Origin of the sequence: Streptomyces sp. NPDC053427, from assembly GCF_044544985.1 — a bacterium.
Taxonomy (GTDB): Bacteria; Actinomycetota; Actinomycetes; order Streptomycetales; family Streptomycetaceae; genus Streptomyces.
Map to the genome: position 1 here is coordinate 89,458 of NZ_JBITYA010000014.1, position 13,919 is coordinate 103,376.

The following is a 13,919-nucleotide window of genomic DNA, read 5'->3' on the forward strand; positions in this document are numbered from 1 at the left end:
GCCCGGTGCCCCCTCCGCCAGCCGCTACGGCTCAGTCCTCGCTGGCCGCGCTCGGCAGCTTCGCCTGGATCAGATCCATGACCGAGGAGTCGGTGAGCGTGGTGACGTCACCGAGGTCGCGGTTCTCGGCGACATCGCGCAGCAGCCGCCGCATGATCTTGCCGGAGCGGGTCTTGGGCAGCTCCGCGACCGGCAGGATCCGCTTGGGCTTGGCGATCGGGCCGAGCTGCTGTGCGACATGTGTGCGCAGCTCGTCGACCAGGCTCTCGTCCTCCGCCGCGCCGCCGCGCAGGATGACAAAGGCGCAGATGGCCTGGGTGGTCTGCGGGTCGGCGGCGCCGACGACCGCGGCCTCGGCCACCTTCGGGTGCGAGACCAGCGCGGACTCCACCTCGGTGGTGGAGATGTTGTGCCCGGAGACGAGCATGACGTCGTCCACCCGGCCCAGCAGCCAGATGTCGCCGTCCTCGTCCTTCTTGGCGCCGTCACCGGCGAAGTACTTGCCCGCGAAACGGGACCAGTACGTGTCCAGATAGCGCTGGTCGTCGCCCCAGATGGTGCGCAGCATCGACGGCCACGGCTCGGTGAGGACCAGATAGCCGCCGGCGCCGTCCGGGACCTCGTTGGCGTCGTCGTCCACGACGGTCGCCGCGATACCGGGCAGCGGCACCTGTGCCGAGCCCGGCTTGGTCTCCGTGACGCCGGGCAGCGGGCTGAGCATCATCGCGCCGGTCTCGGTCTGCCACCAGGTGTCGACGATCGGCGTGGTCTCGGCCCCGATGTGCTTGCGGTACCACATCCAGGCCTCGGGGTTGATCGGCTCACCGACCGACCCGAGGATCCGCAGCGAGGACAGGTCGAACTTCGCCGGGATGTCGTCGCCCCACTTCATGCAGGCGCGGATCGCGGTCGGCGCGGTGTAGAGGATCGTCACGCCGTACTTCTGCACGATCTCCCACCAGCGGCCCTGGTGGGGGGTGTCGGGCGTGCCTTCGTAGAGCACCTCGGTCGCGCCGTTGGAGAGCGGGCCGTAGGTGATGTACGAGTGGCCGGTGACCCAGCCGACGTCGGCGGTGCACCAGAAGACGTCGGTCTCCGGCTTGAGGTCGAAGACGGCGTGGTGGGTGTACGACACCTGGGTGAGGTAGCCGCCGGTGGTGTGCAGGATGCCCTTGGGCTTACCCGTCGTACCGGAGGTGTAGAGGATGAAGAGCGGGTGCTCGGCGTCGAACGCCTCGGGCGTGTGCGTCTCGCTCTGCCGCTCGACGATCTCGTGCCACCACACGTCGCGGCCCTCGTGCCAGGCGGTGTCCTCCTGGCCCGTACGGCGTACGACCAGCACGCTGCGGACGTTCTCCGTGCCGGGCCGGGTCAGCGCCTCGTCCACGGCGGGCTTGAGGGCGGACGGCTTGCCGCGGCGGTAGCCGCCGTCGGCGGTGATCACCACGCGGGCGTCGGCGTCGTTGATACGGGTCGCCAGCGCGTCCGCGGAGAAGCCGCCGAAGACGACGGAGTGCGGGGCGCCCAGGCGGGCGCAGGCCAGCATGGCGATGACCGCCTCGGGGATCATCGGCAGATAGATGGCGACCCGGTCGCCGGTCCCCACACCCAGCTCGATCAGGGCGTTGGCGGTCTTGGAGACCTCCTTCTGGAGCTCGGCGTAGGTGATCGTGCGGGTGTCGCCGCCCTCGCCCTCGAAGTGGATGGCGACCCGGTCGCCCAGGCCGTTCTCCACATGGCGGTCCACGCAGTTGTACGCGACGTTGAGCTTGCCGTCGGCGAACCACTTCGCGAAGGGCGGGTTGGACCAGTCGAGTGTCTGGGTGGGCTCCACGGCCCAGTTGAGGCGTTTGGCCTGCTCGGCCCAGAAGCCCAGCCGGTCCGCCGCGGCCTGTTCGTACGCGACAGCCTTGACGTTGGCATGCGCGGCCAGATCGGCGGGCGGTGCGAACCTCCGCTCCTCTTTCAGCAGGTTGGCCAGGCTTTCGTTGCTCACGACTTCTCCCAATCCCGGGGCGTCCGATGTGTCCCGGGTCATAGCTCACCAGCCCGCGCCCGGCCGTGACAAGGCCTGTGGACAATTATTGGTGTAGACCTGTCAGATACCGGTCTGTTTCAGGGCCGTTCGGGGGATGCCGCGCAGGTCAGACCCGCACCGGTGACGGCTCGCCGCAGACCGCCGAGAACCGCCCGGTGGTCTCGTCCAGCACATACGCCTGCGCGTCGCCGACATGGAAGTACATGCCGTGCAGTGCGAGCGAGCCCTCCGCCTCCCGACGGGCCACGCACGGGTGCGCCCGCAGGTGGTCGAGCTGCTGGAGGACGTTGACGAGCGCCAGCCGTTCCTGATCATCGGCCACCGGGCGGTTGTCGAGGGCGACCTCGCCCCGGCCCAGCCGTCCGATGCGCGCCATCCGCGCCAGGCTCGGCCGGCCGTGCCGCAGCCACCGGGCGAGCGGGGTCGGCTCGGCCTCGTCCGGTGCCGCGGAGGCCAGCAGCGCTCCCATCGCGCCGCATCCCGAATGCCCGCACACCGTGATCGAGCCGACCCGCAGCACCTCCACCGCGTACTCGATCGCCGCCGCCACCGAGTCGCAGGAGGCGTCCGAGCCGGGCGGCGGCATCAGATTGCCCACGTTGCGGACGGTGAACAGATCGCCCGGACCACTGGACGTGATCATGCTCGTGACCAGCCGGGAGTCGGCACAGGTCAGAAACAGCTGGGTGGGCCGCTGGCCCTCGCGCGCCAGCCTGGCCAGCTCCTCGCGCACCAGTGGGGCCGTATGGCGCTGGAAGGCGCTGACCCCGCCCAGCAGTTGGCTGCCGCTGCTCTGCGGAGCCGATGCGAGGGCCGGGGCGGGCCGGGTGCAGTGGTGATTGCGCCAGGGCGTCCACGGGCGGCACGAGTGCGCGCTGGTGGGCTCGGCGATGGGGCGGCCCGAGCGGCCCCCGAGGGTGACCCAGCCGCCGTGCGCCCGGTGCCCGGCGGACCAGGACCGCAGCGCCTCGTAGGCGGCGTGGTCCATGAACGATCCGCACAGCTCGACGACCACATTGGCGCGGGCCGGCACCAGCGCGAGCGCCCGGGTCAGCCGCGGCACCGCCAGGAACGTCAACTGCCCGCTGACCCGCACCCGATGGCAGTCGGGCTCCTCGGTGACCGCGATACGGGTGTGGGTCAGCCGCCGCAGTGCCAGGAACACCGAGACCGCGATGCCGGTTGCCACGCCCTGCAGTACTCCGAGGGCCACGACCGCACCCAAGGTGGCGGCGTACACCGGGAATTCGCGGTGCCGCTGCACATGGCGGATATGCGCGAAGCTCACCATCCGTACGCCGACGACCATCACCAGCGCGGCCAGCGAGGCGAGCGGCATCAGTTCCAGCGTCCCGGCCAGCAGGCCCGCGCAGAGCAGCACCCACACCCCGTGCAGCACGGTGGCGCGCCGGGTCGCCGCGCCCGCCTTCACGTTCGCCGAGCCGCGCATCGCGCCGCCGGAGACCGGCATGCCCCCCAGCAGCCCGGAGACGGCGTTGGCGAGGCCCTGCCCGGCCAGCTCGCGATTGAGCTGCGAGCGGCCCTGGGGGGCGCCGGGCTGTTCGGCCGCGAGGCGGTCCACCGCCACCGCGGACAGCAGCGACTCCATGCTGGCCACCAGGGTGACGGTCAGTACCGCGGCGGCGACCGCCGGCCAGGAGGCGTCCGGCAGCGCGGGCAGTTCTGGCAGCCGCCAGGACGGCAGATCGACCCGCGGCAGCGCCATTCCGGCGCTGAGGGCCGTTGCGGCGAGGACGGCGGCCAGCGGGGCCGGGACCACCCGCGCCCAGCGCCCGCCGCGGCCCGGCAGCCGCTTCCAGCCGGCCAGCACGGCGACGGTGACGGCGCCGATCAGCAGGGCGGCGGCGTGCGGGTGCTCCAACTGGCGCGGCAGCGCGGCGACGTTGTCGAGCGCCGAGCTGTCGGGGCTGCCGCCGAGCACCACATGCAGCTGTCCGACGGCGATCGTCACGCCGATCCCGGCCAGCATGCCGTGCACGATCGCCGGGCTGATGGCCAGCGCCGCGCGGGCCACCCGCAGTGCCCCCAGGGCGAGTTGGACGAGGCCTGCCAGGACGGTGATGGCGCACGTGGCGCGCCAGCCGTAGCGCTGGACGAGATCGGCGGTGACCACCAGGAGGCCGGTGGCCGCGCCGGTGACCTGGAGCGGGGCGCCGCCGAGCAGGCCGGCGACGATGCCGCCCACGGCCGCGGCGACCAGGCCCGCCTGCGGCGGGGCACCGGTGGCGAGGGCGATGCCGAGCGACAGCGGTACGGCCAGCAGGAAGACGACGATCGACGCGGACAGGTCCCGGCGCAGCGCCGCGCGGCGGGGCTTCCCGGCGCGCGGCCCGGGCACGGGATGGGGATGGATCTCGGACGGGATCTCGGACGGGATCTCGGTGGGGTGCGGGGCGCGCGGCTTCGGCGGCGGCGACTTCTCGATCTGCGACATTCCCGTCTCCTCCGGGGCGACGCGGTCGCGCGGGGCGCGATCGTGGGCGGCGGTGTACTGCGGCGGGACGTGAGCCGACCGGGCGGCCGTCACGAGGGTGACGGTCCGGTGACTCTCAAGCATCGGTAAATGGATCGTAATGACACGTAAAGGCAAAGAGAAGGATTTTCGGGCATACGAGCCAGTCATTCCATCTATCGGGTGAATTTGATGTCCATTGGACTACCCTTTTCATCCGCTTCATTGGCATAGAAGCTGTTGCGGGTAAATCTTCCGATTAATCACTCGGAAGGTGCCACGGCACCGGGAATGAGGTGGGCCGATGGCGGCACCGGCGAAGGTCACGGCGTCCATAGCGGCGGCGGTGGCGCTGGCCGCGATAGCCGGCTGCGGCGGGTTCCCCCGCGGGGGCCCGTCGCACCACACCAGGAAGGGACGGGCCGCGCCGCACGTCCCCGCCGGGACCGTCCATCTCATAGGCGACGGCTCGACCGCCTCCACCGGAGAGCAGCCCAACCAGCCCACCCCCGTCCGCCTCGAGCCGGGCAAACGGCCCCCGCAATTCGTGGTGTTCTCCTGGGACGGCGCGGGCGAGGACGGCCAGCGGCTGTTCTCGCACTTCCGGGCGGTCGGCAAGAAGTACCAGGCGACCATGACGTTCTTCCTCAGCGGCGTCTATCTGCTCCCGGAGAGCAAGCGGGAGCTGTACGCCCCGCCCCGGCACGCCCCCGGTACCTCGGCGATCGGCTTCAACGACGTCCAGGGAATCAAGGACACCGTGACGCAGATGCGCGGCGCCTGGCAGGAAGGCCACGAGATAGGCACGCACTTCAACGGCCACTTCTGCGGCCCCCGGGGCGTCGGCGTCTGGACGACGGACGAATGGATCAGCGAGATCGAGCAGGCCGAGGGGTTCGTCAAGCGCTGGAAGACCAACTCGGGCCTGACGTCCGAGCAGCCGCTGCCCTTCGACTACTCCACCGAACTCGTCGGCGGGCGGGCGCCCTGCCTGGAGGGGCGGCGCAATCTGCTACCCGCCGCCAGGGCGATGGGCTTCCGCTACGACGCCAGCTCGCCCGGCGGGCTGCAGACCTGGCCGCGGAAGACCGGCGGCATCTGGGACTTCCCGCTGCAGGCGATACCGCTGCCCGGCCGGGGCTTCGAGACCCTCTCGATGGACTACAACTTCCTCGCCAACCAGTCCGGCACCACTCACGGCGACCGTGCCCGGCACGCCACCTGGGGCAAGCAGATGCTCCGCGGCGTCATGGCAGGCTTCGAGCGGGCCTACCACGGCAATCGCGCACCGCTGTTCATCGGCGACCACTTCGAGTCCTGGAACGGCGGCACCTACATGGCGGCCGTCGAGCAGGCCATCAGGACCATCTGCCTCAGGAAGAGCGTCCGGTGCGTCAGCTTCAAGCAGCTGGCGGACTGGCTGGACGCGCAGCAGCCGGAGGTGCTGGACAGGCTGCGGGCGCTGTCGGTGGGGGAATCCCCGAGGGGCGGCTGGGCGTCGTATCTCTCCGGGACGGCCGATGGCGCCCCCGATGGCGCCCCGTATGCCCCGGCGGGCAGGCCGGACGGGCCGGTGCTGCCCGCCGGCGCGGACGCGCGGACCGGGTCCATCAGGCCGGCTGCGCAGTAGCCACCTCCTCCAGCAGCAGGAAGGCGGGGTCGACCTGGGCGGCCAGGTCGGCGCCCGTCTTGGCATTGCCCCAGCTCTCGGCGTTCTTGAGGTGGAAATGCACCATCTGGCGGGTGTAGCGCTCCCAGTCGCGGCGCTCGTACGACGCGTCGGCCACGCCGTGCAGCGCCTGGAGGGCGCGGCGGTTGCCCTCCTCCAGCTGCGTGAACGCGGCCGGGCGGCCCTTCTCCATGGCGCGCACCCAGTCGGAGTGCCCGACGGTCACCAGCAGGTCGTCGCCCACCTCGGAGCGCAGATACGCCAGGTCGTCCGGGCCCTGGATCTTGTTGCCCACCACCTTCAGGGGGACGCCGAAGTCCCGGGCGTACTCCTTGTACTGGCGGTAGACGGCGATGCCCTTACGGGTCGGCTCGGCCACCAGGAAGGTCATGTCGAAGCGGGTGAACATGCCGGAGGCGAAGGAATCCGAACCGGCCGTCATATCGACGACGACATACTCCTCGCGGCCGTCCACCAGGTGATTGAGGCACAGCTCGACCGCTCCGACCTTGGAGTGGTAGCAGGCCACGCCCAGATCGGACTCGGTGAACGGGCCGGTCGCCATCAGCCGTACGGAGCCGTCGTCCAGCGGCACGGTCCGGGCGCAGGCGTCGTAGACAGGGTTGTCCTCGCAGACCCGCAGCAGGCGTGAGCCCTGGCCGGGCGGCGTCGTCTTGATCATTGTCTCGGCGGAGGGGAGCCGGGGGTTGCTGCCGCGCAAGTAGTCCTTGATCAACGGAAGATGGGCGCCCATCGCGGGAAGCGCGGCGGCCGACTCCTCGTCGAGGCCGAGGGCGGCGCCCAGGTGCTGGTTGATGTCGGCGTCCACCGCGATCACGGGGATCCGGGACGCGGCGAGGTGACGGATGAACAGGGACGACAGGGTGGTCTTGCCGCTGCCGCCCTTGCCTACGAAAGCGATCTTCATGTTCACCAAGGGTAATCGTCATATCGCGGTGGGTGAGAGTCCTGCGTGAAGAAGACCACTCCTTCGAGGGGTCCGGCCTGGTGGTGCGTAGGGTCGTACCCATGGCTGCACACTCCCGGGGCTCGACCCCCGCACCCCCGAACGCGAGCGTCGATCCGCTCGCCGCCCTGGCGTCGCTCCCGGGGGTCGCCGACGCGGTGGACTCCGTACGCAAGGGCGTCGACCGGGTCTACGGGCACCGGATCATGCGACGCCGCAGCAGTGAGGTCACCTCCGAGGCGGCGCTGCGCGGAGCGCGCGGTTCCGCGGCGCTCGCGGGGGCCGACTGGGCGCTCGAGGAGGTCCGGCGGCGCACCGACTTCGGTGTCGACGGCGAGCCGCGGACGGTCGGCGCCGCGCTGCGGCTGACCGCCGAGGCCGGGCAGCTGCTGAGCGTATGGCGGCAGTCGCCGCTGCGGGTGCTGGCGCGCCTGCATCTGGTGGCGGCCGGCGGGGGAGCGTCGGACGAGACGGTGGGGCGGCCGCGGCTGGGGGCCGAACCGGTGGACGAGCCGCTCATCGAGCTGGCGCTGCCGGACGCCGATGAGGTCGCCGGGCGGCTGGACGGGCTGGCGCGGCTGCTGCTGGCCGGCAGTGAGGCCCCGGCCCTGGTGACGGCCGCGGTGGTGCACGGCGAGCTGCTGGCGCTGCGGCCCTTCGGCTCGTGCAACGGGCTGGTCGCGCGGGCGGCGGAGCGGATCGTGCTGGTCGGCAGCGGGCTGGACCCGAAGTCGATCTGCCCGGCCGAGGTCGGACACGCCGAACTGGGGCGCGCGGCGTACGTCGCGGCTCTGGAGGGCTATGCCTCGGGCACCCCGGAGGGCGTCGCGGCGTGGATCGTGCACTGCGGACGTGCGGTGGACCTGGGCTCGCGGGAGAGCACCGCGGTCTGCGAGGCGTTGCAGCGCGGCGCGGCATGAGTGGTTCCGGCATGGCGTGACCGGGCCCGGCGGGGGATGGGCGAACCTGGCGCACGCCAAGCAAGGTCCAAGGGCGCTCGCCCTCGAGGGTGAGCGCCCTCGACCGGTCTCAGGGAGCCGCACTCCATGCCCGAAAAAGGGGTTGCGGCGGTACCTGTGCTACTTGGTACCGCCGCTGGCATGTCCGTCGCGTGACCATGCGTGCACGATATTTGCCCATCAGGTCGGAAACTTTGTCCGTTACCTGGTGCGGCTGGCCCGTAATCGACGGGTCGGCGTCGCGTGGGTGCCCGACTTTCATGCATCGGTCCGTGGGCCTTGCTGCGTTTTCAGGTAGTCCTCTCGGATGTCCTTGGTCTCGCGGGCCGTTAAGTCCTTTGTACTACTGATACGGGGCAAGTGGAACCCCAGGCCGCAGATATTTACGTTTGGCTTCAAATGCGGGCAATATGGGCGAGGCGTTTTGCCGTCGTCCGGCGTCGGCTCGCGTACCAGACCAGGCCCGCGGTGGCGGCCGCCGCGCCCGCCGCGGCGAAGGCGGCGAGCACCGGCCGAGGGGGCAGCGACAGTGCCGGCAGCCGCTGCTTGAGCGGCACCGGCCGGTTGAAGGAGAGCACCGGCCAGCCGCGTGCCACCGCCTCGCGGCGCAGCGCCCGGTCCGGATTGACCGCGAACGCGTGGCCGACCGCTTCCAGCATCGGGATGTCGGTTACCGAGTCGCTGTATGCGTAGCAGCGCTCCAGGTCGTAGCCCTCGGACTCGGCGAGTTCCCGGACGGCCTTCGCTTTGGTCGGCCCATAGGCGTAGTACTCCACCTCGCCGGTGAAGCAGCCGTCCTCGCCGACCACCATCCTGGTGGCCACCACCCGGTCGGCGCCCAGGAGTTCACCGATCGGCTCGACGACCTCGGCGCCCGAGGTGGAGACGATGACGACGTCCCGTCCGGCGGCGTGGTGTTCCTCGATGAGCGAGGCCGCCTCGTCGTAAATGATCGGGTCGATCAGGCGGTGCAGCGTTTCGGCGACGATCTCCCGGACCTGGGCCACGTCCCAGCCGCGGCAGAGCGAGGAGAGATATTCGCGCATGCGCTCCATCTGGTCGTGATCGGCGCCGCCGGCGAGGAACACGAACTGGGCATAGGCGGTGCGCAGGACGGCCCGGCGATTGATCAGGCCGCCTTGGTAGAACGACTTGCTGAAGGCCAGCGTGCTCGACTTTGCAATCACGGTCTTGTCCAAGTCGAAGAACGCGGCAGTACGGGGCGTCGAGTGAGGCACGGAGTGGTTTTCCACGGGGTGAGCATAGGGGCCAACCATTCGGCGTAAGGTGTGGCGCGTGGGTTTGCCTGAGAAGGCTCTCGGGTACACCATGGAAGTCACGGATCGTTCGCGACCGTGCTAACCCGGTCCGGCTCCTCCCCCCCCGAGTCGGCCGTGGGGACGACCCCCGCTCTCCCCCCCGGCGGGGGTCGTCGCATGTCCGGACGCCTTTTGCGCCGCCGGACCCGGATTCGGACCCTCCTCTTTGCTCGCCCCGTGGCGGTCGGCAATGCGCCTTGTCCGTAACTCCCTGTAGTGGCTTCGCTGCGTTGTGAAAGCGCTTCTTCGTCTCCGATCTCCTTGTCGGTCTTCGTCCCACTCTGTGCCCCCAGAAGTTGTCGTTCGTCGCTGGAATAGGTGACGGGGATATTCACAGTCGCGGAGTTGTCCACAGATTTGAGTCAAGATCCACGGGATTTTCCCGATCGCTGCACCGTAAAAGTCCGCGAGTTCGCGGATGAGTGAGTTGTGTAGCGATAGGGGGACGGAACGTGTCCGGATCCAGGACATCCGATCGGCCGGATCACCGGGGCGACGGAAACAGCGAAGAGCGGGGCGCACCGCTGATCATCACCGAGGACGAGGGCCTTCTCGATGATCTTCTCCGGCTGTGCGCGGCGGCCGGCGCGCTGCCCGAAGTGGCATCCGGCCGCCCGGCCCGGAACGGCGGCTGGGAAACGGCGCCGCTGGTGATCGTCGGCGAGGATTGCGCGGCCCGGTTGAGCGGCGCCGGGCGGCGGGAGGGCGTGGTGGTCGCCGCCCGCGGCGCCGACGAACCCGCGCTCCTGCGCCAGGCGGTCGCCATCGGGGCGGAACGGGTGCTGGTCCTCCCCGACGGCGAGCGCTGGCTGGCCGACCGGATCGCCGACGCCGTCGAGGGGGTCGGGCCACCGGCCCGCACGGTCGGCGTCATCGGCGGCTGCGGCGGGGCCGGGGCGAGCACCGTGGCCTGTGCCCTCGCCGTCACGGCGGCCCGTGCGGGAGCGCCCACGATGCTGGTGGACGGCGATCCCCTCGGCGGCGGGCTCGACGTCCTCCTGGGCGGGGAGAAGGAACAGGGCCTGCGCTGGCCCGCCTTCTCCGAATCGCGCGGCCGGGTGGCCGGAGGCGCCCTGGCCGAGTCGCTGCCGCTGCTGCACTCCCTGCGGGTGCTCAGCTGGGACCGGTCCGGCGAGGCCGCCATCCCGCCACCGGCCATGCGCGCGGTGCTCGCGGCCGCGCGCCGGCGGGGCGGCGTCGTGGTGGTGGATCTGCCCCGCCGGGTCGACGAGGCGGTGGCGGAGGCGCTGGCGCAGATGGACCTGGGGCTGCTGGTCGTCCCCGCGGAGCTGCGCGCGGTCGCGGCGGCCCGGCGGGTGGCGGCGGGGGTGCGCGGGGTGCTCGGCGACGTCCGGGTGGTCGCACGCGGCGTTCCCGGGCCGGACCCGGGCCTGGAGCCGGACGAGATCGCCCGCCTGCTGAAGCTTCCATCGGCCGGTGAACTCGCCTGGGAGGCGGACCTGTCGGGGGATCTGCGGCGGGATGTGCCGCCGGGTGCCGATCCGCGGCGGCCCTTGGCCCGGTTCTGCACGGCCTTCTGGGAACGGGTGTCGGCCCCTTCGGGCCCGTGCCCGCTCCGGCCCCGGCCGACTGCCGGCCGCTCCGGCCTCACGGCCCTCCGGGGCGGTGTCCGCGGATGACCGGCCGGGATCTGCTGGATGTGGTCCGCAGGCGGCTGGCCGAGAGCGGGGCGGAGCCGACGCCGGCCCGGGTGGCGGTGGCGCTGCGGGAAGAGGGGCGGCTCCTCGGGGACGCCGAAGTGCTGGGCGTGGTGGCCGCGTTGCGGTCCGAGATGGTGGGTGGCGGGCCGCTGGAGCCGCTGCTGGCCGCGCCGGATGTCACGGACGTCCTGGTCACCGCGCCGGACGAGGTGTGGGTGGACCGGGGCGGCGGTCTCGAGCGTACGGCGGTGCGCTTCCGCGACGCGGCGGAGGTGCGCCGGCTCGCCCAGCGGCTGGCGGCGGTGGCCGGCCGTCGCCTCGACGATGCCCACCCCTGGGTCGATGCCCGGCTCCCGAACGGCACCCGGTTGCATGCCGTACTGCCCCCGGTGGCAGTCGAGGGCACGTGTCTTTCCCTGCGGGTGCTACGGCCCCGGGCCTTCACCCTCGCGGACCTGGTGGCGGCCGGGACGGTCCCGCCGGGCGGCGACCGGCTGCTCACCGCCGTGCTGGCGGCCCGGCTGTCCTTTGTGATCAGTGGCGGAACGGGCTCGGGGAAGACGACCTTGCTCAGCACATTGCTGGGGCTGGTCGGTCCGGCCGAGCGGATCGTCCTGGCCGAGGACTCGGCGGAGCTTCGGCCGGACCATCCCCACGTGGTCCGGCTGGAGACCCGGCCCGCCAACCAGGAGGGCGTCGGGCGGGTGACGCTGCGGGACCTCGTACGGCAGGCGCTGCGGATGCGGCCCGACCGGCTGGTGGTCGGCGAGGTGCGCGGCGCCGAGGTCACCGACCTGCTGGCGGCCCTGAATACGGGCCACGAGGGAGGCTGCGGCACCGTGCATGCGAACGCCGCGTGCGACGTCCCCGCCCGTCTCGAGGCCCTCGGCTCGACGGCCGGGCTGGACCGCGCCGCCCTGCACAGCCAGTTGGCGGCCGCGCTCGCTGTCGTCCTGCACCTCGTACGCGACCGCTCCGGGCGGCGGCGGATCGCCGAGATCCACGTCCTGGAGCGGGACCGCGACGGCTTCGTGGTGACCGTACCGGCCGCGCTCTGGGGCCCGGACGGGTTCCAGGAGGCGCGTGGCCGGCGGCGGCTGACGGAGCTCTGCGCGCGGGGCGGCGAGCGGTGATGGTCTCCCTGGGCCCAGTGGCGGGGGTGGCGGCGGTGGCGGCGATGCTCTGCGCGGGCGCGGCGGGGTGGCTGGCCGGTGGCGGGCGGGACGAGGTGGGGCGGCGCGCCCGGGAGCTGTCGGGCGCGCCGGAGAGGGCGACGTGGCGGGCCCGGTGGCGGCGTGCCGGGCGCTGGAGCCGTGGCCGTATCGGGCGGGAGGCCTGGTGTCTTCCGGCGGGGCTCGGGGTCGGCGTGGTCGGCGAGTCCGTGGTGCCCGTGCTCGCCTCGCTGGCGGCCGCGTTCGTCGTCCGCCGGTGGCTGGCCGCCCGGGGCGCGGAGCGCGAACGGGACCGGCGTACCGCGGCGGTGATCGGACTGTGCGCGGCCGTGGCGGGCGAACTGCGTGCCGGGCAGCAGCCCCACCGGGCCCTGCTCGCTGCGGGGCTGCCGGGCCTCGGGGACGAGGGGGCCGCGGTGTCGGCGGCCGCGCGCTACGGAGGCGACGTCCCGCAGGCGCTGCGTACGGCGGCGCGGCTGCCCGGGGCCGACGGGCTGACCGGGATGGCGGCCTGCTGGCAGGTCGCGGTGCAGGGCGGCGCCGGGCTCGCCTCCGGGCTGGAGCGGATCGCGGCGGGTCTTCGGGCCCGGCGTGACCAACAGGAGGAATTGCGGGCCCAGTTGGCGGGCCCCCGGGTCACGGCGCTGATGCTCGCGCTGCTTCCGGCGGCCGGGCTCCTGATGGGCGGCGCGCTGGGCGCCGACCCGTTGCGGGTGCTGCTGCACACGCCGTCCGGGTGGGTCTGCCTGGTGGCCGGCGGACTACTGGAGTGGGGCGGCGTGGCCTGGACGGCGCGGATCGTCGCGGAGGCAAGCGAAGGAGGGGACGTGCGGTGGGTGCGGTGAGCGCAGAAGTTTTCCACAGGGTGGGGATGGCGGTCTCGGCCGTGATGGCGGCGGCGTACGCGATCACGCTGCTGGGGGAGGCGCGCCGCGGGCGGGCGGTACGGAACCGGGCGCGGGCGATGGTCGGGGACGGCGGCGGGCGGGTTGCCGGGCGGCGCCGCGGGCGTGCGGCGCTGCGCGGCGGTCGGATGAAGCAGTGGCTCGGGCCACTGGGTGTGGCCGGTTTCGTGATCATTCTGGTCGATGGCCCGGCCGGTGTCCTCGCGGCACCGGCGGTGGGCTACGGCACACACCTCTGGCTGGCACGGCGGCGGAGCGCGCAAGCGGGGCGGTCGGCCGAGGCCAGGTTGCGCGCGGAACTCACTCCGGCCGCCGACCTGTTGGCGGCCACCCTCGCCGCCGGCGCCGGGCCGCGGGAGGCGGCCGAGGCGGTGGGCCGGTCGCTGGAGGGAACCGTCGCCGAGAGATTGCGCCAAGCGGCGGCGGAACTCCGCCTCGGCGGCGAACCGGCTGCCGTATGGCCGCGGTTGGCGGCCCTGCCCGGGGCCGAAGGGCTGGCGCGCTGTATGGAGCGCGCCGGGATATCGGGGGTGCCGGCCGTCGAGTCGGTGGCGCGGATCGCGGCGGAGCTCCGTGCGGAGCACGACAGGGCCGCGGTCGCACGGGCCCGGCGGGCGGGCGTGCTGGTCACCCTGCCGCTGTCGGCGTGCTTCCTGCCGGCGTTCCTGACGCTCGGGGTGGCGCCGGTGCTGATCGGCCTGGCGGGCGGACTGCTGGGACGTAACTGAAATGTACGAGTCATGAGGTCAAGGGGGT

General features: G+C 72.4%; 10 protein-coding genes. 6 read left to right on the forward strand and 4 right to left on the reverse strand.

Annotated elements, in window-relative coordinates; translation table 11 throughout:
- Positions 1 to 31: 31 nt before the first annotated feature.
- Complete coding sequence (acs, locus tag ACIGWZ_RS33170; RefSeq protein WP_400070591.1) at positions 32 to 1,996, reverse strand: acetate--CoA ligase; 1,965 nt, start codon at positions 1,994 to 1,996, stop codon at positions 32 to 34.
- Between the two features lie 148 nt (positions 1,997 to 2,144).
- Positions 2,145 to 4,493, reverse strand: a complete 2,349-nt coding sequence (locus ACIGWZ_RS33175; RefSeq protein ID WP_400070904.1) for a SulP family inorganic anion transporter — start codon at positions 4,491 to 4,493, stop codon at positions 2,145 to 2,147.
- Positions 4,494 to 4,815: 322 nt separating this feature from the next.
- On the opposite strand from ACIGWZ_RS33175, the gene ACIGWZ_RS33180 reads away from it, so the two are divergent.
- On the forward strand, positions 4,816 to 6,141 hold the full coding sequence (locus ACIGWZ_RS33180) for a hypothetical protein (protein WP_400070592.1): 1,326 nt from the start codon (positions 4,816 to 4,818) through the stop codon (positions 6,139 to 6,141).
- On the opposite strand, the gene ACIGWZ_RS33185 is transcribed toward ACIGWZ_RS33180, so the two are convergent.
- The gene (locus ACIGWZ_RS33185) at positions 6,122 to 7,108 is read right to left on the reverse strand and encodes an ATP-binding protein (RefSeq protein WP_400070594.1); all 987 of its coding nucleotides are present in this window, start codon (positions 7,106 to 7,108) and stop codon (positions 6,122 to 6,124) included. The two genes, ACIGWZ_RS33180 and ACIGWZ_RS33185, sit on opposite strands and share 20 nt — an antisense overlap.
- A 101-nt stretch (positions 7,109 to 7,209) precedes the next feature.
- On the opposite strand from ACIGWZ_RS33185, the gene ACIGWZ_RS33190 reads away from it, so the two are divergent.
- Positions 7,210 to 8,067: an oxidoreductase gene (locus tag ACIGWZ_RS33190; protein WP_400070595.1), complete on the forward strand. Its 858-nt coding sequence runs from the start codon at positions 7,210 to 7,212 to the stop codon at positions 8,065 to 8,067.
- A 434-nt stretch (positions 8,068 to 8,501) separates the two neighbouring features.
- Here the strand turns inward: ACIGWZ_RS33190 and ACIGWZ_RS33195 are convergent, their stop codons facing one another.
- Positions 8,502 to 9,383, reverse strand: a complete 882-nt coding sequence (locus ACIGWZ_RS33195; RefSeq protein ID WP_400070597.1) for an HAD family hydrolase — start codon at positions 9,381 to 9,383, stop codon at positions 8,502 to 8,504.
- Positions 9,384 to 9,877: 494 nt separating this feature from the next.
- On the opposite strand from ACIGWZ_RS33195, the gene ssd reads away from it, so the two are divergent.
- From ssd to ACIGWZ_RS33215, 4 genes are read left to right on the forward strand one after another with little or no spacing between them, the layout of a single operon-like run.
- Entirely contained in the window at positions 9,878 to 11,065 is a 1,188-nt protein-coding gene (gene ssd / locus ACIGWZ_RS33200) for a septum site-determining protein Ssd (protein WP_400070598.1), read from the forward strand.
- The gene (locus ACIGWZ_RS33205; protein ID WP_400070599.1) at positions 11,062 to 12,219 is read left to right on the forward strand and encodes a TadA family conjugal transfer-associated ATPase; all 1,158 of its coding nucleotides are present in this window, start codon (positions 11,062 to 11,064) and stop codon (positions 12,217 to 12,219) included. Before ssd ends, ACIGWZ_RS33205 begins: the two co-directional genes overlap by 4 nt.
- Entirely contained in the window at positions 12,219 to 13,103 is an 885-nt protein-coding gene (locus ACIGWZ_RS33210) for a type II secretion system F family protein (protein ID WP_400070906.1), read from the forward strand. The genes ACIGWZ_RS33205 and ACIGWZ_RS33210 overlap by 1 nt, the downstream gene beginning before the upstream one ends.
- Complete coding sequence (locus tag ACIGWZ_RS33215) at positions 13,100 to 13,891, forward strand: type II secretion system F family protein (RefSeq protein WP_400070600.1); 792 nt, start codon at positions 13,100 to 13,102, stop codon at positions 13,889 to 13,891. The genes ACIGWZ_RS33210 and ACIGWZ_RS33215 overlap by 4 nt, the downstream gene beginning before the upstream one ends.
- The last annotated feature ends 28 nt before the right edge of the window (positions 13,892 to 13,919 follow it).